Here is a 20,214-nt window from a genome sequence, read left to right as displayed (position 1 = left end):
TTGAAGGTACCTTATATTTCATCAAGTACAAAAATTGTCAAGATAGCTTATATTGAGTCAAAATGGTCCGGCAACTATCCAAGAAAAGTTCAATCTTGGGCCAATGAGTTGGGGATCCTCCTTACATTTATGGATGATTCAAGCTGTATTCGAAATGTGATTGACACAACCAATACTATCGAACGAACGATCAAGGAGATTCGGAAACGTCTAAAGTCGATGAACAGTTTAAGCAGTTTAGAGTCTGTAGAAAAAGTCGTGCATTTAACCATCTAGGACTTTAATGAGAAAGGGCAGGACGAAAGTTGTGAGGATTTGCCGAAGCACATGAAGCTCTTCAATGAATGTTTGAAGAACGTTACAATTAACCAAATAATGTAAATAAATGAGATAAGGAGATTCTCTCTTTCCACACAGGAGACTGAATATTAAGTCTCCTGTGTGGAGGAAACCGTCCCTTATCCATTCCAAATCTATTTCAGAGATACCCATCTTGCATTACACAAAATTCTTGATGGTACCCAAAATTTCGAGTTCTAGAGGGGCGGTGATTTAGTACAAAATAGTGCTATTCCATCTGTTTCTCAGTTAGAAAAACCTGGCGAAATCAGCCTTCTTTTTTGGCGAGATGCCGCTGATTTGCTCGTGGCAGCCGTTTTTCACCGGCCTTCTAGAAGGCCGGTGAAAAAAGTACACCCTGAGGCAGGGATTTAGGGGGCTTATGTCGAAAAAGGAAGAAAAATCGTTGGAATGGAGCGTGAGCGGATCATGAAAGCCCCCAAAAACCCTTCGACTCAGCCTGACAAGAGAAGGGGTGGCGTTCCCAACGGGCTTGTTCCTCGCGAAGAAGCTCCGCTTCTTTGGTCCGCTCTTTGTCGAGCGTCTTTCCTTTTCGCTGGTCGAGCGCGCTCGATTCGACGACGATCAGTCGAACCGGATGGCCTTCATAAGTCGAGGCTGTTTCCCATACTCGATACGTGGCACCGTTTTTCTCCGCCAACGTAAAGGGATCGCTCCACGCCGAATCGGGTTGGGCATCTGCCTCCAAAAGCGCGGCTTTGACGATCCGAAGCGATGAAGGGCCTCGCGTGATCAAAAAGGCGTTGGCGGTCTTCGTTTGCGTCAGTGTGTCTTTCGTCATCGCAGCGGAATCCGCCACGTAAATCCATTCGTCTTGGATCTTGGCTTGCTTCAGCTGTTCATGGACACGGGAGAGTACCTCGGGATTCCACGTTTTGTCCGGCACGTTGCCGTCGTGCACATCGCCGTAAAACGGGATGCCGTCTTCGTTGCCGATCAGCCCGAAACCGATCTGTTTTTGCCAACGATGATGCCGGTTGTAGCCATGCGTGATCTGCAGGGCCTCTGACGAGACCGATTCATACGCGCCGTAAACGGTCTTGTCCGTCGTATCGGCGTGGAAGACACGAAGAGAGAGGCCTTCTTTCTTGTAGATCTGCACGAGGCAAGACGAAAGGACTTGATGGATATTCGCCTCATACAGGCGATCCAAATGACGCGCGATGGCATCGTCGTTGAACCAAGACGGCTCCAGCCCTGGCCGAATCAGCTTCGGCAAATCGATGTCGTGCGCCCATTGTTCCAAATGAACGAGCGCTTGCCGGCCGCTCAAGATATCCAGAATGATTAGCTTGACGATATCGCTGGCTCGAGTTTGGCATTGCGGATTCACGGGAACCAGATGATCAATCAACTGAGGAAGGTCAAGATCCTTGAACAGGGTGCTTATTATATTCAAATAAGAACTTTCATAAATGGCCCGAATTCGAACGTCCATGATGGGCAAACTCCTTTGCTTTCCTTGTGTTTCAAGGTTTTATTCGACAGGAAGATAAAAAAATCCTCCCGATTTTTGTCGAGAGGGTGCGAAATGTGAGATAGGAAGCGAAAGGATGGCAAAAAAGATCGGGTTGTTCGTTGCCGGGGCGGCCGCCTTGTTGGTGCTCTTGTTTCATCTCGGGCCGCTTGTCGGGCTGGCGATCACGCTGGCGATCTTGTACTATGCGTTCAAGAAATGGGACGCAAGCGGTGATTTATGCGTTTCGCCATGGGCTGGTGAAGTGAGGAGTGCATCATTTGGCCGCGATGGGAAAAAGATCGCCATATTCAGACGAAAACCGCTCCATTTCATCAAACGGAACAGGAGGATGAAACAGGAGCGGTTTTGTTCGTTGCGGTGGGTCAAAAAGGCTAACGTTTCGAGAGGAATTACGCTTGTTTGGCCAGTTGGCGAAGCTTTCGGTCGTGATGGAGCACCTTCGTGGTCAACACGTCGACCGAGGTTTGCGTGTCTGCGAGTTCTTCTTCGAGGCGATCGCTTCGTTCGGTCAGTTGTCTGTTCATCTGTTGCATTTCCTCACGAAGGGAATCGATTTTGGCTTCAAGACGGGTTTCGACAGCATGGATTTCGTTGCGGAGCTGCTGGCCCATTTCGTGCATTTCCGTGCGGAGTTGTTGGCCCATTTCATGCATTTCACCGCGCAGTCGTTGTTCCATTTCCTCCATTTTCGAGCTGATTTTGTCGGAATGTTGTTCGAGGGCGTGCAGCACCGCTTGGATGATCGTGTTTTCTTCCATTCGTTTCACCTCCTCATAGCCATTATAGGCGAAACGGAACAGAAGCGAAAGAGAAAAGATGGCGGGTTTCGTCGAAACAGGGCGGTCGAATTTTTGGGGCGAACCGCGTGTTTTCGATTTATTATGCCGCCGGTTTTACCATACAATAAAACCATAGCTTGGCCGAAAAAAGGAGATGATCAAATTGGATGCGGGGTGGACGTTTGACAACCGTTATGCAAGGCTGCCGGAACGCTTTTTCAGCCGCGTTCTCCCCACGCCGGTGCGCGCGCCGGAACTGGCGGTGCTCAACCGGCCGCTTGCGGCAGAACTTGGGTTGAATGAAGAAGCATTGCGAAGCGACGCAGAGGTGGCGGTGCTGGCGGGAAATCGGATTCCGGACGGGGCTGAGCCGCTGGCGCAGGCGTATGCCGGGCATCAGTTCGGCTATTTCACGATGCTTGGCGACGGACGGGCGGTGCTCATCGGCGAGCATGTCACCCCAAGCGGCAAGCGGGTGGATATTCAGCTGAAAGGCTCGGGCCGGACGCCGTATTCGCGCGGCGGCGACGGGCGGGCGGCGCTCGGGCCGATGCTGCGGGAGTACATCGTGAGCGAGGCGATGCACGCCCTTGGCATTCCGACGACCCGCAGTCTGGCGGTCGTGACAACGGGAGAGACGATTCGGCGGGAAACCGAACTGCCTGGGGCGATTTTAACGCGTGTGGCGTCGAGCCATTTGCGTGTCGGGACGTTCCAATACGCGGCGCAATGGGGGACGAAAGAAGAGCTGCGCGCGTTGGCCGATTACGCGCTTGAGCGGCATTTCCCTCGGTTTGAAGAGGCTGAAAACCGCTATTTGTTTTTGCTTGAACAAGTCATCGCCCGGCAGGCGGCATTGATCGCCCAATGGCAGCTGGTCGGTTTCGTCCACGGGGTGATGAACACCGATAACATGACGATCAGCGGGGAAACGATCGATTACGGGCCATGCGCGTTTATGGACACGTATGACTTGAAGACGGTGTTCAGCTCCATCGATACGGAAGGGCGGTATGCGTACGGCAATCAGCCGTATATCGGGGGCTGGAACTTAGCTCGATTGGCGGAGAGCTTGCTGCCGCTGCTGGATGAGGATGAGGAAAAGGCGGTGGCGTTGGCGCAGGAAGCGCTCGATCAATATCCGACGTTGTACCATCGTCATTGGCTCGACGGGATGAGAGCGAAACTCGGTTTGGCTGAAGCGCAAGCGGGGGATGGCGAGCTTATCGCCGATTTATTGCGGCTGATGGAAGAATACCGCGCTGACTATACGAACACGTTCCGGGCGTTGACGTTAGGCGAGTACATCGGAATGGCGCTCTTTGACGCTTCCGAGTTTCGCGAGTGGCACGAGCGCTGGCAAACGAGGCTCAGCCAAGAAGCGGTTTCGCGGGAAGAAGCGTATGAACGGATGCGCCGCCATAATCCGGCCGTCATTCCGCGCAACCATCGGGTTGAAGAGGCATTGGCCGCCGCGGTCAATTGCGGCGACTACAGCGTGATGGAGCGTTTCCTCGAAGCGCTGGCCGATCCGTACGCTTATTCGCCGGAACAAGCCGAGTACGCGGAACTGCCGCCGCCGTCCGACCGGCCGTACCGGACGTTTTGTGGGACGTGAAAAGGGCCCTTGGGAGCCCTTTTTTTCATTTTCCTCTTTACGTTGACGTTGCGTCAAGGTGTATCGTCATCCATAGGGAGGTGAGGAATATCGAGTACACCGTGCATGCATTATTCCGAGGAAGCGCATGCCGGACTGGCGCGCCTGTATGTCGAGGACGAACGGTTCAAAGCGTATTATGACCAAGTGCATCCGGGAGCGGCTGAGTTTCTCAAAGAAGCGATTTGGATCTATACGGGGATGAAAGACCGGTAAGCGGCAGGCGGCCCGCCCGAAGAATAGGCGAGCCGCCGTTTTTGACGGTTCTGGATGAAGGCGTTCGGTTTGCGGTACAATCAAAGTGGTGCATAAAGGAGCCCTCGGTGAACAGTGAAAGGAAGGAGTGGATGCAATGGAGGCGCTCAGACAACGACTGCGGGCCATTGATCAAAAGGGATATAAGGCGTACAAAGCGATTGAGGGGGAGTATTCCTTTCCGGCATTTACCCTGGCGATTGACCATGTGCAAGGCGACCCGTTTGCGGAACCGTCAAAAATTCGGGTGATCGTGCCGCGGGTGAAGACGGTGTTGACATCGGAGTGGACGAATACGAAACCGCGCCGCGTCCGTTGCGAAGATGTGCTAGTGCGCCGCGTTCATCACGAACTGCGGCAATGGCCGGCGCGGGCGCGCGGGTCGGGAAAAAGCGGGCTCGTGTCGATCGATGCGCCCGGGCAGAAGGTGCTCGAGCGAACGGCGGTGCACATCACCGATGAGACGATCACCATTTGTTTATCGGTTGGCTTGCCGGCCAACGGGCGGCGCATCTTAGCGAAGGAAGCCGAGGGCATCTTTTTCGAACAAATTCCAGCCGTGATCGAGCGGGCGGTGTACGGCCTTCGTGAAGAGGATATCCGCCCGGCGGTTGAACTGGCCGATCAACAGCACGCCATCCGCCGCTATTTGCATGAGCACGGATTGGTGGCGTTTGTCGCCAACGGCGCGATTTTGCCGCGCGAAAGCGGGGTGAGCGACAAGCCGCTGCGGCGCGGCGCGGTGCCGTTTCAAAGCCCGCCGGAGCTCGAAGTGGCGATTCCGGTGCCGCATCGCACCGAACCGATCAAAGGCATGGGCATCCGAAAGGGGATCACGCTCATTGTCGGCGGCGGTTACCACGGAAAATCGACGCTGCTTCAGGCGTTAGAGCACGGTGTGTATGATCATATCGCCGGCGATGGCCGGGAGTTTGTCATCACCGACAGCGGGGCGGTGAAAATTCGCGCTGAGGACGGTCGCAGCGTGGCCAATGTCGATATTTCCCCGTTTATCGGCACGCTGCCGTACGGCAAGGAGACGACGCGCTTTTCGACGGAAAACGCGAGCGGCAGCACCTCGCAAGCCGCGAGCATGATCGAAATGATCGAAGCGGGGGCGTCGGCGTTTTTGATTGACGAAGATACGAGCGCTACCAATTTGTTCATGCGCGACGCGCGCATGCAGGCGCTCATCGCGAAAGAAGCCGAGCCGATCACCCCGTATATCGACAAAGCCCGCCAGCTGTTTCACGACTACGGCATTTCCACCGTTCTGGTCGTCGGAGGGTTAGGGGATTATTTTGAGATTGCCGATTGTGTGATCAAAATGGAACAGTATGCTCCATCCGATGTGACCAGTGAAGCGAAACAGATCGCGGCCAAGATGCCATCGGGGCGGAAAGCGGAAGGCGGAGCGTCGTTTGGCCGCATTCGTGAGCGCATTCCGCTGCCGGAGAGCTTAAACAGCCAAAAAGGAAAGAAAGCGAAAGCGGCCGCGCGCGGTCGCCATGTCATTCAATACGGGCTGACGGACGTGCTGTTGTATGCGCTCGAGCAGCTTGTTGACGACAGCCAGACGCGAGCGATCGCCGCGGCGCTGCTGTATATGGAACGAAAAGGATGGTTCGACGGAAAGAAAACCGTCCGCCAACTGCTTGATGCCATCGAGGAACGGTGGGACCGACATGGGCTTGGCTCGATTTCTTTGCGCAACGGCCATCCCGGCGAGTTCGCCCGCCCGCGCCGCTTCGAGCTGGCGGCGGCGCTCAATCGGCTGCGGACGCTCCGGTGCAGCCAATAACGGCAGGCACGATGGCAGGAGAAAGGGGCGTGGTTTTCCTTCCAGACCCGTGGGCGGGAAAGCCCATTCCTTTAGGGACGGGATGAAAGCAGGCATCATGATATCATCAACATAAGGAGATGAAAAGATGCCTGCGACCGCTGATCGATGGAAACAAGCGCATCGCTCCCGATGATGGTGACAGTGTGCCAGTGCAAGCAAGACAGGCAGTCCATTCAGGCCAGTTCGTTTCGATGGACGGGACAACAAGCCGCCCCTAACGCGATGGGGCTAAGAAGCGGCAAACAAGCGATTGAATTCGCTTTCTGACGGCGCTCCTGCGATTTTGCTCTAGCGTCATCCGCCGATTATCGTTATAATTATGTTTATCAGTGCAACGCGGCGGAGGGCGGCAAAGAGGCTGCCGGTTGGCTAGAGGGGGATCGGGGCATGAACAAATCCAAAGGCTGGATCGAATCCGAAATCAGCAAGGCGCTAACAAAATGGGAAAAAGATTTTCTCGGCCGCGGCTCGGTGTCTGTCAAAACCGATATTTTGCGCGATATGATTATCGTTTCCTTGCATGGCATTTTGACGCCTGCCGAATACACCCTTTGTGAGTCAAAGGAAGGGATGCTCGCCGTGAAGCGGTCGCGGACGAGTTTGGTCGAATCAGGGGTCGATGACTTAAAAGAGATGATTTTGGAAATTACCGGTGAACGGGTGAAAAGTTTTCATACTGATTTAAGCACGCGGACAGGCGAGCGGATTATCGTCTTTAAACTGTTCAACGATTTGGAAAAACAGCTGGCGAAATAAATTTTTCAGATGACAGGCTGGCGGAATTGTTGTATAATTGAAACAACTTTTATACAGTAAGTATAGAATAAATAAAGAGGACGTTATTGTCGGGAGCCCTTCAAAAAACCTACATCTGCTTAGGTTCGTTGAAGGGAAACCGACCGATGTCCGTTGCACAACTAACGACGGGAGATCTTCAAACAGTCCATCAGTGATTGGTTGAAGATAAACCGGCTATGGGCAATCTATAGGCAATGGAACGGCCTTTTTTCGGCCGCCTTGCTTGATTGACATAGCCGGTTTTTTCTTTTTCTCCCGTGAAAAAGCAAGCGGATGAGGGAGGAGATGTTTATGGAGCTTGAATGGTTCGTATGGGGCTGGCTGGCAGCGGTGGCGATTGTGTTTGCCAGCGCGATCGTATGGCTATTTCCGCGCGTGCCGGAGCGGTATGTGCACGTACACGTCTGGCTGTTGCTTCTGCCGGGGGCGGCAGCGCTGTCGGGATGGATCGGCGCTGGTGCCGTGGAAGTCGGGATATGGCGATTTGATACGGTCACCTGGCTGGCTGGTGTCTATATTTCGCTCCTTAGCTGGGCGATTCAACGGTTTGCGATCCGTTATTTGCATGGCGACCGTGCGTATCGGCTTTATTTTTCGCTGTTGACTTGGACCGCCTTTGCCGCTTCACTCACATGGGCGGGCGGTGACTTGCGTTTGATGGTCATATGCTGGGGGCTGCCGTTGATCGGCCTTGTAGCATTAACCGGGTTGAAAAAAGAGTGGGGGCCCGCTCGGTTCGTCGCCCGACAGATGGCCGCGGTATTTGGCATCAGTTGGCTGGCTGTCGCCGTTGTAGTTGGGTGGCTTGGGGCGGCGACCGGCGAATGGCGTCTTGCTTCGGCGCTGTCAGTGGAGCACCTTGCACGTCTAGGTGCCTGGGAGAAGGCAGTGATGAACGGGCTGCTTATTTTGGCGGCGATCATCCCGGCTGGACAATGGCCGTTTCACCGCTGGCTGATGGAATCGGCAGTAACACCGACACCGGTGTCGGCGGTCATGCATGCCGGGCTCGTCAATGCCGGCGGGCTGTTGCTTTGGCGTTTTTCTCCGCTTTTTAGTGGGACGGAGGCGCATGTAGCACTGTTTATGATCGCCTTTTTCTCAATTTTGATCGGAACCGGGATCAGCTTGGTGCATGTTGACTATAAGCGCCAGCTTGTCGCGTCAACGATGGCGCAAATGGGCGTCATGCTTGTGCAATGCGCCCTTGGCGCTTATGGGGCGGCGGTTGTGCATTTAGTGCTGCACGGGTTGTTTAAAGCGACGCTTTTTCTGCAGTCCGGTTCGGTCGTCCCGCGAGTGGGCCGGGCGGGATATCGAAAAGCGGGAGGTTCATGGCGGGGCAGCATGGTCGTCGGCGCACTGCTTGGGGCAGCCTTTTGGTTTGCAGCTCCCGGTGAACCGGCTCGCTTGTTAAGTGCGCTCCTGCTTGGCGCTTCGGCGGCGGTCGCCTGGGGACGGCTCGCCGACTTTCGCGAAGGCCGCTGGCTTGGCTTCGCTGTTGTCGCCGCCTTGGCGTTTGTTTCGGAAACGGTGCGCCATGAGTTTATGGCGCTCTTCGGTGAAGGGGGAGCATCCGTGTTCATTCCGACTGCTCCGTTCGAATGGATGGCAGGCATGTTATTCGCCGCGGCGGCGCTCGCTGCCTATTGGATCGCGAACGAGCGCACGTCAGCGCTTGCCATTCGTTTGTATATGCGGCTCGTTCACCTTGGAGAGCCGCGCCTAGCGGCAATGGAGACGCATCCGCATTACTTGGCATCCTATATGAAGGAGGGAATGGCTCATGAATAAAAGTGCGATGCCGATTGAGCGAACGGTTGGAGTATTCAAGCGGGATCGCGTGCAAGGCCGCCCGCTCGCTGACATGGTCAAAGAGGCGGCAAAGGCGATTGCCCCGCTTTGGCCGATTTCGGCATTTATCGCCCGCCATCCGTGGATGGGGTTTGAAAGGGAACGGTTTGCCGATGCAGCCGATCGGTTGCAACAAGTGTATGGGATCGACTTGTATCCGCCGATGGCCGTGTTCCATACAGCGTTGGCCAAAGGAGAGATCGATCTTTCGTTCGTTGAGCAACGGCTGCAGCGCTGGCTTGACAAACAGCCGCTTCCGGCGCCGCGCCACGAAGCGGAACGGCTTTGCCGCGCCCTCCTTTGGAACGACACGGTGCCGGAGGAAGCGTTTGGTCTTGCGGAGCTGGTACCGTTGGCGGAGGCAACGCAGCTGCGTCTGACGGCTGTCCGGCCGGTCAGCGCACGGTTGGGCAACATCGCCGAACGGCTTGATCAACAGATGATCAAGTGGTGCAAGCTGTTTTATGATGAAAGCGGGGCGTCATGGACGCTTCCGCATCGTGAGCGCGGTTTTTATCAGGCATGGCGCCAGCTTGCCGCCGCGGACCCAGCGCTTTCGAAAGATGAACGGAAGCGGCTTTCCGATTGGCCGCACGATCCAAATGAGGCGCTGCGCCAGGCGCTTGAAAAACTGGGGGTGCAGGACGAAGACGCAGTGGCGTATGTGGAGGCGCATTTGCTGGCGCTGCCTGGCTGGGCCGGCATGACAGTGTGGCGATCGCGTCAAGCAGGCGATGAGGTGGATGGATTGATCGGTTATTTAGCTGTCCGGCTCTCGCTCGAGTGGGCGCTTGCCGCCCCGCATTTGCCGTTAGGCGAGGAAGAAAACGGAGATCGGAACGATGTTCTTCCGTTGTTGGCCGCTTGGTTTCATTGGGCCGGAATGGCGCCGGAAGACTGGCGGCGCTTGCGGCCGGACGAACAACAAGCCCGCCTGGCTTTTGCGGATCGCTTTTGGCGGATTGACCGCCGTCACCTTTGGCTTGAGGCGTGGGAAGATACGGATGAAGCAAGGCTGAAAGAGGCGGTGTCCACGCGCCGTCCGGTGAGCGAACCAGAGCGGGCCGCAGCTCAGCTGCTGTTTTGTATTGACGTTCGTTCCGAGCCGTTTCGCCGGCATTTGGAAGCAGCTGGGCCGTTTGAAACATACGGATGTGCCGGCTTTTTTGGCTTGCCGATTCAGACGCGCGCGCTTGACAGCGATGATGCCCACCCATCGTGCCCGGCGATCGTCGCGCCCCAGCATGAAATTCGCGAAACGGCGGATCAAGAGGAAGCCAAACCCTATCGCCGCCGGCGCGATGCGCTTCGCTTTGTCGGTGAAACGTTTAAAAAAATCAAGCAGCACATATTGGCCGGCTTATTGCTTCCGGAAATGAGCGGGCCATGGCTCGGCTTGCATACGCTCGCTCGGAGCGCAGCGCCAGCTTGGGCCGGGCGGGTGATTCGCCGCGCTGAAACGACGACGGAACAAAAACCAAAAACGATGTTGTCGCTCCATCGCCATAGCGGGGACGAAGCGGCCGGACTGCCGGTCGGTTTGACAAAAGAGGAGCAAGTCCAATATGTTAAGCAACTGCTTGTCAACATCGGCCTGACGTCCTCGTTTGCCCCCCTTGTCGTCGTTTGCGGCCACGAAAGCGAAACGGCAAACAACCCGTACGCCTCGGCGCTTGACTGCGGAGCGTGCGGCGGTGCCGCCGGAGCATTTAACGCCCGCGTGTTTACCGCATTGGCGAATTTGCCTAGCGTGCGAGCCGAGCTGGCAAAAGAGGGAATAGTCATTCCGGAGGAGACGGTGTTTGTCGCTGCGGAACATATCACGACCGTTGACGAACTGCGCTGGTTGGAGGTGCCGCCGTTATCAGAAGCGGCTCAGCGGTCGTTTGACCAACTCAAGCGGGTCCTCGGCGGTGTGAGCCGTCATGCGAACGCTGAGCGGATGGCGAAGCTGCCGCATGTTGGCGGCATGCCGCACGACCCGGTGGCAGAAGCGCAGCGCCGCGCGGTTGACTGGAGCGAAGTTCGTCCGGAATGGGGATTAGCCGGAAACACCGCCTTTTTCATTGGCCGGAGGGCGTTAACAAAAGGTGTCCATTTGGACGGAAGAGTGTTTTTGCATAGCTACGATTGGCGCGAGGATCCGACCGGTGAAGCGTTGGCCGGCATTATCGCCGGGCCGGCGACCGTCGGTCAGTGGATCAATTTGCAATATTACGCGTCAACTGTCGCGCCGCACTACTACGGAAGCGGCGATAAAACGACCCAGACGGTTACAGGCGGCATCGGCGTCATGCAAGGGAACGGAAGCGATCTGCTGACCGGCTTGCCGTGGCAGTCGGTGGCGGCATCTGACCGCGAGCTGTTCCATTCTCCGCTCCGCCTGCTCGTCATTATTGAGGCGCCGTCTTATTATATCGAACGGTTGCTCAGCGAAAACGGCGACTTTCGCCAAAAAGTTGAAAACGGTTGGCTCCGCCTTGCCTCCATCGATCCGCATAGTGGGGCGTGGGTGAAATGGGAGAGCGCTCGCGCCTTATCGGTGCAGCCACGCTAAATGTGAATTAGGAAAATCATCGCCGCTTGCCCGGTTTACGAAGCAAGCGGCTTTTTTTATAAAAAAGAAAAACGTTTGGCCGCTATCGCGGGTATATAAAGTGAAAACCCCTTTTCGGGAGGTGGAGAGATGGAGAGGGAGCTGATCGAGCGGATTCGGCACGGCGATGAAGGAGCATTCGCTGAATTGTATCAGCTTTACGCAGAATATGCTTTGCGCGTGGCAGCAGCGGTGACCGGAAGCAGTGCGAACGCGGCGGATGCTGTACAGGAAACGTTTATCCGCGTCTATGACCATATCGGGCGCTTTGACCCCTCTAGGCCGTTTCGGCCATGGTTTTACCGCATTTTGATCAATGAATGCCGGCGGTTTATGAAAAAACAGCGCGCTGTTGCCATCTTGAGCGAGGAGATGGGAGCTGCCGGTTTTCTGTCGTATGAAGAGCGTTACGCGTTTGCACAGTATGAAGAGCTGTACAAAGCGATCGGGCGGTTGAAGGAAAAGCAGCGTATTCCTATAGTGCTGAAATATTTGCAAGGATTCACCGATGAGGAAATCGCCGACATTCTCGATTTAAACGTCAATACTGTAAAATCGCGGCTGTTTAAAGCGCGCAGCCAACTAATGAAATGGATGAAAATGGAGGAGGAAAGGGGTGCGACAAATGGATGAGCGGAAATGGGACGAAATGATCCAAACGGCGTTGCTGTACGGAACGGATGAGGCAGCGGAGCAGAAAGAGGATGTATGGGTGCATCTTCGCTCCCGTATGGTAAAAGAGCGACGGAAACGCCGCCGTGTAGGCAGGTGGGTATGGCCGATGGCTTCCGTGGCGGCAACGGTTGTGCTGGCATTTTTGTTCACCGCCCCTGGCCAGGCGGCGATTGATCAAGTGAGGCAATGGTTTGCCTCGAAAAAAGTGATCACGGAGGAAATAGAAGGCCAAAAGGAACAAAAAGAGGTGACGTTGAACGAAGGGAAAGCCGGCTATATCATTTACATCGATGAAAGTATGTACCGGCTTGAAACAAAGAACGGGTACGACCGGATTGTGCCGCTTCATCAAGGGGGCGCCAACATTCCGCCGGTATATATGGAAATTCGTCAAGTGACGGACCGATCCCCAGAGATGGTGGCCGTCGAGCTAGAGCAGGAAGTAAAGGAGAAATACCCGGTCATCATTCAAACCGGAAAAGTGAACGAACCGGTGGATGGCTATGTGATTCACGGGGAAGCCGGGCATCAGTGGAATGACGAAGTCGTTAAATATTATGTTGTTCCAAACGGAAAAGGCGGCGCGTTTATTATTGAGCAACGGTATTTTGTTGAAGCGAGCGAAGGGCATGGCGCCCGGTTTGACTATATGGTAAAGCAGTTCCGCATGATCGATCAGCTACAGGAGGAATAACCCTTCGTCCTCAGCCAATTGTCAACAAAAAGGCAGGGAAAACGGCACGGGGCAGCGAAATAACATAGCAGATGACGCAGGAAACATCAGGCGAGAAGGAAAGAGGGAGAGCGGATGAAAACACAGTTTATCGCCGGCCATGCGCGACTGCCAGCCGGAATGGCGGCGAAAAGCCTTTACGATACGTTAACGATTACGGCGGAAATTGATAAAAAGTACGGAGTGATCGTTGAGGCGTCGTGCACCCTTGCCACTGAACACGGGCGCGACTATGTCGCCCGGCTGCTTCGCGGCCATTCGCTGCGCGACGGCATTGACGAGCTGTTGGCTGAGCTTGACGAGGGGTATTTAGGCAAAGCGCATTCCGCTCTTTGTGCGGCGCTGAAAGATTTGTACAAACAATTTTGCAAAATGGACGAGAAAGAACAATAGGCGGCTGCTCCTCATCGACGGATGAGGACAGCCGCGTTTTTGCGCGCGGCGGCGAGATGGGGCCGCCGTTGTTTCGCCGTTGTTTTAGTCCTCGTCTGGCCGCCATGCCGGCAATGTTTTGCGCAGCGGTTTGTCCTCGCGGTAGCCAAGCACATACTCCGCCTGCATGATCGTATGAATTTCGCGCGTGCCTTCGTATATGACCGGCGCTTTTGAGTTGCGCAAGTAGCGTTCGACCGGATATTCGTTCGAGTAGCCATAAGCGCCATGGACTTGAACGGCGTCATCGGCCGCTTGGTTGGCGTAGTCGCAGGCGATCCATTTGGCGAGCGATGTTTCCCGCGTGCAGCGGCGGCCTTCGTTTTTCAAAAATCCGACTTTGTAGACGAGCAGGCGGCTGATTTGCAGGCCGGCTTCCATGCGGGCGATCATTTGCTGAACGAGTTGATGGCGGCCGATTTCTTTGCCGAACGTTTTTCGTTCATGACAATATTTGACGCTCGCTTCCAAGCACGCCATAATGAGGCCGACGGCGCCGGCAGCGACGGTGAAGCGGCCGTTGTCAAGCGCGGACATGGCGATTTTGAACCCTTCACCTTCCTCGCCGAGCAAGTTTTCTTTCGGGACGCGGACGTTGTCAAAAAACAGCTCGCCTGTGTTGCCGGAGCGGATGCCAAGCTTCCCTTTAATCGGGCGCGACGAAAAGCCGGGCATTGTCCGTTCAACGATAAAAGCGGAAATGCCGCGATGCTTTTTCGATTTATCCGTATAGGCGAATACGAGGAAATGATCGGCGATATCAGCAAGGGAAATCCACGTTTTTTGTCCGTTTAAAATATAGTCATCGCCATCGCGGACAGCGGTCGTTTGAATCGAAGCGACGTCCGAGCCGGCGTTTGGTTCGGTCAGGCCAAACGCGCCGATTTTTTCCCCGCGGGCTTGCGGGACGAGATATTTTTGTTTTTGTTCTTCCGTTCCCCATTGCAGCAGCGTTAAGCTGTTGAGCCCGGTGTGAACCGAGACGGCGGTGCGGAAGGCGGTGTCGCCGCGCTCGAGCTCTTCGCAGACGATGGCGAGCGAGTTGTAGTCCATCCCCATGCCGCCATATTGCTCCGGAATGCAGACGCCCATTAAATTGAGCTCGGCGAGCCGTTTGAAAATGTTGCGGTCAAATGCGCCGCGCTCATCCCATTCTTTGATATACGGCATAATTTCTTTGTCGACAAACTTGCGCACCGTTTGCCGCAACATCTCTTGTTCCGGTGTAAAGTCGAAGTTCATCATCGTTTTGATCCCCCTATGCATGAATTTGTTGGTGAAAGATGATTGTATAAGTCAGCGCTTGCGGGCGCCAGCCGCTGCAAGAAGCAGTGATTCTCCATTGGTCATGGCGATTCGTTCTGTCCGCTTTGGGGCGCGTGCCCGTTTCGCCATCCGATTTCGGCTTCGCCGTTATGCTCGCCGGCGAGCGGCGGCGGCAGCCGGTAGGATACGGGTGTTCCGGATAGCTTGAGCGGACTGGCGACAAGCGGGAGCGGACCGACGGTCGGATGGTGCATGGTGACTGTCATTTCGCGCGCTGCCGTTTGCGGATGGCGAAACAGTTCGTCCAGCGTCTGCACCGGGCCGCACGGGATGCCTTTCTCAGCGAGCAGGCGCTGCCATTCCGCCCGCGTCCGTTGTTTGATCTCCTCGTTCAGCCGCCGGTTGAGTTCGTCGCGGTGGGCGACGCGGCCCGGGTTCGTCTGGAAGCGCGGATCGGCCCCGATCGAACGGTCGGACAATAATGAACAAAGCGCTTGAAACTGCCGGTCATTGCCGATAGCGATGACGATCGGACCGTCACTTGCCTCGTACGTTGAATACGGAACGATGTTCGGATGTTCATTACCAAGCGGCTTTGGAACGTCGCCGGATAATAAGTAATTGGCGGCGACATTGACCAGCGCGCCGATCGCGCAGTCAAAGAGCGATAGGTCGATTTTTTGCCCGCGTCCCGTTTTTTCGCGGGCAAGCAACGCCGCTTCAATGGCGATGGCAGCGTACAGGCCGGTAAATACATCGGTAACGGCTACGCCGACCTTAAGCGGACCGGTGTCCGGGGCGCCGTTAATGCTCATCCAGCCGCTCATCGCTTGAATGATGTAGTCGTAGCCGGCGAGCGGGGCAAGCGGCCCGGTTTCGCCGAACCCGGTGATCGAGCAATAGATGAGGCGCGGATTCAGCCGGGACAGCGCTTCATAGCCAAGCCCCCATTTGTCCATCGTTCCGGTTTTGAAATTGTGGATGACGACATCGGCTGTTTCCGCCAGGCGGAAGACCGTTTTTCTCCCTTCCTCCGTTTTTAAATCGACGGTCATGCTCCGCTTATTGCGATTGACGGCTGTATAGTAAGCGCTCATGCCATTTTGAAACGGCGGCCCCCAAAACCGGGTGTCATCCGATCCGCCAGGCGCCTCGATTTTGATGACATCGGCCCCTAAATCGCCTAAAATCATCGTCGCGTATGGACCGGCCAACACGCGTGACAGGTCGAGAACACGCACGCCATCGAGCGCTCCTCCCATCGGATTCCCTCCTTTCTTTCACATGCAAAAAGCCGGTTCCTTGCAAAAAGTGCGAAACAGGAACCGGCTCAAGCGGACTGAGGGGGCATCCCGGCGCGGAGATGCCGTCAGACCGCACAGTTCTTTTTTGGTGACGGTGATATGAAAATGAACGCAGTCAACCGACGTTGCCTGATAGGCAGCGGGACGAACAGATGGCGCGGCCGTCTGGTCTGCACAAGCGGCCAAGCTGGCAGGAGACAGCTCGCTATCGTTATTATAAAATTTTATTGGATAATTGTAAATAGTCTAAATATTAATCCTGGAAAATATGTGACGGCAAAATTGGTTAGGGAGACAGCAAAGATGCGTTTCACTGTGCTGACGGCATAGGAGTTGATCCCCTTTTTCAAACAAAAGGAGAGGCGGCCGATTGCAGCGGGCGGCAAGAAAACATCGCTGGCTGAGACCAAAAGCGCGCAACATTCGCCTGTATCTATATATAATTGTAAAGAAAGGGGAAACGATGACGCAAAGGAAGTGATGGTGCATGTTCCGCATTTTAGTGACGACAGACGCTAATTATCTTCCGCCGTTGAAAGTGCTCATGCGTTCGTTATTTTGCAATAATCGGCGCCCGTTTACGTTTTATTTGCTTTATTCGCGCATTGCGGAGGAGGAGATCCGGGCGCTTAGTGATTTCGTGCGCAAGCAAGGGCATGAACTGGTGCCGATTTATGTCGACCCGCAACTGTTTCATGACGCTCCGGTGTTTCGCCACTATACGGCCGAGATGTATTACCGGCTGGCGGCCCATTTGTTTCTGCCTTCGGATGTCGAGCGTGTATTGTACCTTGACCCGGATATTGTCGCCATTAACCCGATCGATGAGTTGTATGAGATGGATTTTGAAGGGAATTGGTTTATCGCTGCCGAACATACACATTCCACGAAAGTGGCCAACTTGTTCAACAAACTTCGGTTAAAGACGCCGAATGCCAAAGGCTATTTCAACACAGGCGTAATGATGATGGATATAGCGATGATGCGGCAACACGTCCGGCTAGAGGAGATTTACCAGTTCATTCGCGACAACCGGTTTAAGCTTGTCCTCCCGGATCAAGACGTGCTTAACGGGCTGTATTGGGACAAAATCAAACCGGTCGACGGCTACCGCTACAATTACGATGCCCGTTACTATGACCTTTTACAGCTGTTGCCGAATCCAAAGCATGACTTGTCTTGGATTGAGGAGCATACGGTCTTCATTCATTATTGCGGTAAAGAAAAACCATGGAAGCCTAATTACAAAGGGGAGCTCGGACTGTTTTACAGGCGATACAGCCAAATGCTCGAGTTGGAAGGGGAAACGATAGTGTAACCGGTTGAGACAATGGGAGTGATCTTCAATTCCAAAGGAACGTTTCTGACTGCCAGCGAGGGCGGAAGGGGAATGGCAGGCACGCGGCAAATGAATCGCTAAGGAGAAAAGATCGTATGGTTTGCTTTCGGGCATAGGGGATGATCCGCAAAACGTCTGCATGTCAACAAAGTGCCCACGTCATAGGAAAAGGTGCCCCGTTAAGCGGGACACCCTGTTCGGTTACCGTTTGCGTTCTTGCCGGCGGATGCCAGCTGCTGCAGCGCGCGCTTGCGCCTCGAGGTCTTCATGGTCGGCAAATTCTTCGGAATACTCGACGTCAATGCCGTCGGATTTCAGTTGTTTCGGCACCTGCGGCAAAGTCGCCTTGTTTTTGTCACGTGCCCGTTGTCCGCGAGATCGGCCCATCGTCCATGCCCCCTATCGAAAAGTGGTGAATCGTACGATTCATTCATTAGGATGGCAAGGACAAAGCGGTTGTATAAATAGCAATCGTTTCTAATGGCGCGCCTTTTTAGCCGTATACCCGCCTGCTTGGTCGGCCATTTTAAAATCGCGGGCATAGCTCACTTCCTGGGCGCTTGTCAGCGTATGTTTTGCTTTTTCGCGTTTTCGTTTTTCCGCCATCGCTCGTTCCCTCGCTTTGCATCAATATTCCTTCAGTTCCATTTTGGACGATATGAGCCGCTTTTATGCATAAAAAAGAGGATGTCCGGACGGACAGCCTCTTTTTGGATCGTCATGCGGCCTCCCGCGCTTACGCCTCTTTTCGTTGTTCCTCTTCAAGTGTGAAGGAGGGATGGCGCATCGTATAAAGCGTATAGTTGTCTTTCGTAATTTCATACAAATTGTACACGTCCGCCCCGATTTGCTCGAGCAGCGCCCGCCGCGTTTCATTGGCTGGCGCCACATATGGCAGCTTTTCCGCCGCTTTAATCGAGCGAACATTGACTTTGCGGATGCGCAAAAATACCGTTTCGATGGAAAGTTCATAAAATAGTTCATGGAAAAACGCCTCTTTGGCGCGCCGGTTGTAGCCGAGCCCGTGGTACGGTTTGCCAAGCCACGTCCCTAAAAAGCCGGCGCCATCTTCGATATCAAAGAGGCTGATCGTGCCGATCGGGTTTCCCCATTCGTCCAAGATCGTGCGCGAAATGAGCTCGCCGCGTTCTTCCGCTTCAATGAGCTGTTTCGTCATAAACAAAAACTCTTCGTACGAGCCGGCTTTCTGGCGCACAAAAGGGAAGACATCCGGGTGCACCATCAGCTCATACAGCGCATGGCAGTCTTGCAGCTCGCGTTTTTTCAGCATGGCCAATCCCTCCTTTGGATACCGAGGGCAGCCTCCTAGCAGGAAACCACCCTCGAAATTTTTTTATTAAAACTTCATTAAAAAAATTTCGGGGTGGGAATCGAACCCACTAGAACCAGCGCGAGCGCTGGTGGCGCACCATTTGCCTTCCCTTTATTCCTATCCGTATGCGGTTATAAACAACAACTGCCCTGAGGTCTTCTTTATCATACACGATTAGATGTAAAAAGGGAATTGCTTTTTTGTTAATTTTTTTTGGATATTTTTTGTCAGCTTTGCGGCAAAAACAAATCCGTGAGACCATCTTCTAACGTTGGAAATGAAAAGCGAAACCCGGCTTGCAGCAGCTTTTCTGGAATGACGCGTTGCCCGTCCGTAACAAGCATGCTCATTTCGCCGAGGAGAAGGCGAAGTGCTGCCGCAGGAACCGGAAGCCAGTGCGGGCGGCGAAGCAGGCGGGAGACCGTACGACCGAACTCGTCCATTTGCACCGGATGGGGCGCGGTGAAGTTGACCGGACCCGACAGCTTGTCATGTTCGATGGTATAAGCGATTGCACGGACGACGTCCTTAAGATGAATCCATGACAGCCATTGCCGTCCGCTGCCGACCCGGCCGCCGATGAACAAACGGTAAGGCATGACCATCATCGGCAAGGCGCCGCCGTGGCGGGCGAAGACGACGCCAAACCGGGCGTAGACGGTGCGGATGCCGAGCTGTTCGATTGGACGGGCCGCTGCTTCCCACGCTCGGACCGTTTTCGCGAGAAAATCAGCCCCATACTCGTCCGTTTGCTCGGTGAACATAGCGGAGTCGGAGGTGCCGTAAACGCCGATGGCGCTCGCGTTAATAAACAGCGCTGGGCGTTTAGATAGCGTGTGGATATACTTAACCATTGCTTCGGTAGTCTGAAGGCGGCTGTCAACAATCACGGCTTTTTGTTTCGCCGTCCAGCGCTTTCGGTTGAGCGGCTCGCCGGCCAAGTTCACGGCCACATCGATGGAGTCCGGTTTTCGGCTGTCGTTGAAGGAAAGGTAATGGATATTGCCGTTAGAAGGCTGTGGAGAGCGGGTGAAAATATAAACGTCATGCCCTTGTTCAGAAAAGTAGCGGGCGAGCGCCTGACCGATGAGCCCGGTTCCGCCATTGATGGCAATGTGCACAGTTTTTCCTCCTTTATCTTAATTAGGCGAGAAGACTCCCACTTCGACGAAGCGAAGCGGAGTAAGTGGGAGATGAATCGCCTTAACTATATTTTGCTGAAAATAGGATAGATTCAGTAAAATATAGTATCATATAGTTAGATGGGAGGTGAAAACATGTATTTTTGTATCAAACAACAGCTAAATGGTTTGACCAAAGAAGAATACTTGACTCTTCGAGAACTGTGCCATATTGCCAAGAACATGTACAACGTCGGATTGTAAATTGGCAAACTTGTCATTGGCTATGCGGAAACATTACAACGCAATATTAATCTAGGAAAAAAGACAAATCAAAACTTTGTCAATATTCCTCTCGGTAACATAAAAGAAAAATTAGAATATCTTTG

16 protein-coding genes and 4 pseudogenes are annotated in these 20,214 nt (G+C 54.3%); 12 read left to right on the top strand and 8 right to left on the bottom strand.

Annotated features, from left to right (window positions below):
- Positions 1 to 54: 54 nt before the first annotated feature.
- Positions 55 to 311: pseudogene (locus B9L21_RS13600) on the top strand (transposase); the annotation flags it as partial.
- 476 nt (positions 312 to 787) lie between these two features.
- Here the strand turns inward: B9L21_RS13600 and B9L21_RS13595 are convergent.
- Positions 788 to 1,798 (bottom strand): annotated as a pseudogene (locus B9L21_RS13595) (IS1634 family transposase); the annotation flags it as partial.
- A gap of 115 nt (positions 1,799 to 1,913) precedes the next feature.
- Here B9L21_RS13595 and B9L21_RS17970 point away from each other — a divergent pair.
- Positions 1,914 to 2,039 (top strand): annotated as a pseudogene (locus B9L21_RS17970) (flagellar basal body rod protein); the annotation flags it as partial.
- A gap of 190 nt (positions 2,040 to 2,229) precedes the next feature.
- On the opposite strand, the gene B9L21_RS13585 reads toward B9L21_RS17970, so the two are convergent.
- The gene (locus B9L21_RS13585; protein ID WP_063166759.1) at positions 2,230 to 2,598 is read right to left on the bottom strand and encodes a hypothetical protein; all 369 of its coding nucleotides are present in this window, start codon (positions 2,596 to 2,598) and stop codon (positions 2,230 to 2,232) included.
- Between the two features lie 175 nt (positions 2,599 to 2,773).
- Here B9L21_RS13585 and B9L21_RS13580 point away from each other — a divergent pair, with 175 nt between their 5' ends.
- The 9 genes and pseudogenes from B9L21_RS13580 to B9L21_RS13540 all read left to right on the top strand — a co-directional run bounded on the left by B9L21_RS13580 (position 2,774) and on the right by B9L21_RS13540 (position 13,423).
- Positions 2,774 to 4,237, top strand: a complete 1,464-nt coding sequence (locus B9L21_RS13580) for a protein adenylyltransferase SelO (RefSeq protein WP_063166758.1) — start codon at positions 2,774 to 2,776, stop codon at positions 4,235 to 4,237.
- A 108-nt stretch (positions 4,238 to 4,345) separates the two neighbouring features.
- A pseudogene (locus tag B9L21_RS13575) lies at positions 4,346 to 4,492 on the top strand (TipAS antibiotic-recognition domain-containing protein); the annotation flags it as partial.
- Between the two features lie 136 nt (positions 4,493 to 4,628).
- On the top strand, positions 4,629 to 6,332 hold the full coding sequence (locus tag B9L21_RS13570) for an ABC-ATPase domain-containing protein (protein WP_063166757.1): 1,704 nt from the start codon (positions 4,629 to 4,631) through the stop codon (positions 6,330 to 6,332).
- Positions 6,333 to 6,761: 429 nt separating this feature from the next.
- A complete protein-coding gene (locus B9L21_RS13565; RefSeq protein ID WP_063166756.1) occupies positions 6,762 to 7,130 on the top strand; it encodes a DUF2294 domain-containing protein in 369 nt (122 codons plus the stop codon).
- A 333-nt stretch (positions 7,131 to 7,463) separates the two neighbouring features.
- Positions 7,464 to 8,966 (top strand): NADH dehydrogenase subunit 5, encoded by a 1,503-nt coding sequence (locus tag B9L21_RS13560; RefSeq protein ID WP_063166755.1) that lies wholly within the window; start codon positions 7,464 to 7,466, stop codon positions 8,964 to 8,966.
- Positions 8,967 to 8,973: 7 nt separating this feature from the next.
- Positions 8,974 to 11,583 carry a DUF2309 domain-containing protein gene (locus B9L21_RS13555; protein WP_413229278.1) on the top strand — a complete coding sequence of 870 codons (2,610 nt, stop codon included), beginning with the start codon at positions 8,974 to 8,976 and terminating at the stop codon, positions 11,581 to 11,583.
- Between the two features lie 129 nt (positions 11,584 to 11,712).
- On the top strand, positions 11,713 to 12,255 hold the full coding sequence (locus B9L21_RS13550) for an RNA polymerase sigma factor (protein ID WP_063166753.1): 543 nt from the start codon (positions 11,713 to 11,715) through the stop codon (positions 12,253 to 12,255).
- Positions 12,248 to 12,991, top strand: coding sequence for a hypothetical protein (locus tag B9L21_RS13545; RefSeq protein WP_063166752.1), 744 nt, complete (start codon positions 12,248 to 12,250; stop codon positions 12,989 to 12,991). The genes B9L21_RS13550 and B9L21_RS13545 overlap by 8 nt, the downstream gene beginning before the upstream one ends.
- Before the next feature lie 114 nt (positions 12,992 to 13,105).
- Positions 13,106 to 13,423, top strand: a complete 318-nt coding sequence (locus B9L21_RS13540; protein ID WP_063166751.1) for a DUF3870 domain-containing protein — start codon at positions 13,106 to 13,108, stop codon at positions 13,421 to 13,423.
- Between the two features lie 84 nt (positions 13,424 to 13,507).
- Here B9L21_RS13540 and B9L21_RS13535 read toward each other — a convergent pair whose 3' ends face one another.
- Positions 13,508 to 14,707 carry an acyl-CoA dehydrogenase family protein gene (locus tag B9L21_RS13535; RefSeq protein WP_063166750.1) on the bottom strand — a complete coding sequence of 400 codons (1,200 nt, stop codon included), beginning with the start codon at positions 14,705 to 14,707 and terminating at the stop codon, positions 13,508 to 13,510.
- 101 nt (positions 14,708 to 14,808) lie between these two features.
- The gene (locus B9L21_RS13530; RefSeq protein WP_063166749.1) at positions 14,809 to 15,990 is read right to left on the bottom strand and encodes a CaiB/BaiF CoA transferase family protein; all 1,182 of its coding nucleotides are present in this window, start codon (positions 15,988 to 15,990) and stop codon (positions 14,809 to 14,811) included.
- A 529-nt stretch (positions 15,991 to 16,519) separates the two neighbouring features.
- Between B9L21_RS13530 and B9L21_RS13525 the strand changes: the two genes are divergently transcribed.
- Positions 16,520 to 17,350: a glycosyltransferase family 8 protein gene (locus B9L21_RS13525; RefSeq protein ID WP_063166748.1), complete on the top strand. Its 831-nt coding sequence runs from the start codon at positions 16,520 to 16,522 to the stop codon at positions 17,348 to 17,350.
- A 222-nt stretch (positions 17,351 to 17,572) separates the two neighbouring features.
- Here B9L21_RS13525 and B9L21_RS13520 read toward each other — a convergent pair whose 3' ends face one another.
- The 4 genes from B9L21_RS13520 to B9L21_RS13505 all read right to left on the bottom strand — a co-directional run bounded on the left by B9L21_RS13520 (position 17,573) and on the right by B9L21_RS13505 (position 19,825).
- Entirely contained in the window at positions 17,573 to 17,758 is a 186-nt protein-coding gene (locus B9L21_RS13520; RefSeq protein ID WP_063166747.1) for a YfhD family protein, read from the bottom strand.
- Positions 17,759 to 17,848: 90 nt separating this feature from the next.
- Positions 17,849 to 17,977 carry a YfhE family protein gene (locus B9L21_RS13515; protein ID WP_013146323.1) on the bottom strand — a complete coding sequence of 43 codons (129 nt, stop codon included), beginning with the start codon at positions 17,975 to 17,977 and terminating at the stop codon, positions 17,849 to 17,851.
- 130 nt (positions 17,978 to 18,107) lie between these two features.
- Positions 18,108 to 18,662, bottom strand: a complete 555-nt coding sequence (locus tag B9L21_RS13510; RefSeq protein WP_063166746.1) for a GNAT family N-acetyltransferase — start codon at positions 18,660 to 18,662, stop codon at positions 18,108 to 18,110.
- 269 nt (positions 18,663 to 18,931) lie between these two features.
- The gene (locus B9L21_RS13505; RefSeq protein ID WP_063166745.1) at positions 18,932 to 19,825 is read right to left on the bottom strand and encodes a TIGR01777 family oxidoreductase; all 894 of its coding nucleotides are present in this window, start codon (positions 19,823 to 19,825) and stop codon (positions 18,932 to 18,934) included.
- Positions 19,826 to 20,214: the final 389 nt, after the last annotated feature.

This window comes from Geobacillus uzenensis (assembly GCF_002217665.1).
Classification (GTDB): domain Bacteria; phylum Bacillota; class Bacilli; order Bacillales; family Anoxybacillaceae; genus Geobacillus; species Geobacillus subterraneus.
The sequence above is the reverse complement of the archived record's forward strand: the minus strand, read 5'-3'. Positions and strand labels throughout refer to the sequence as shown.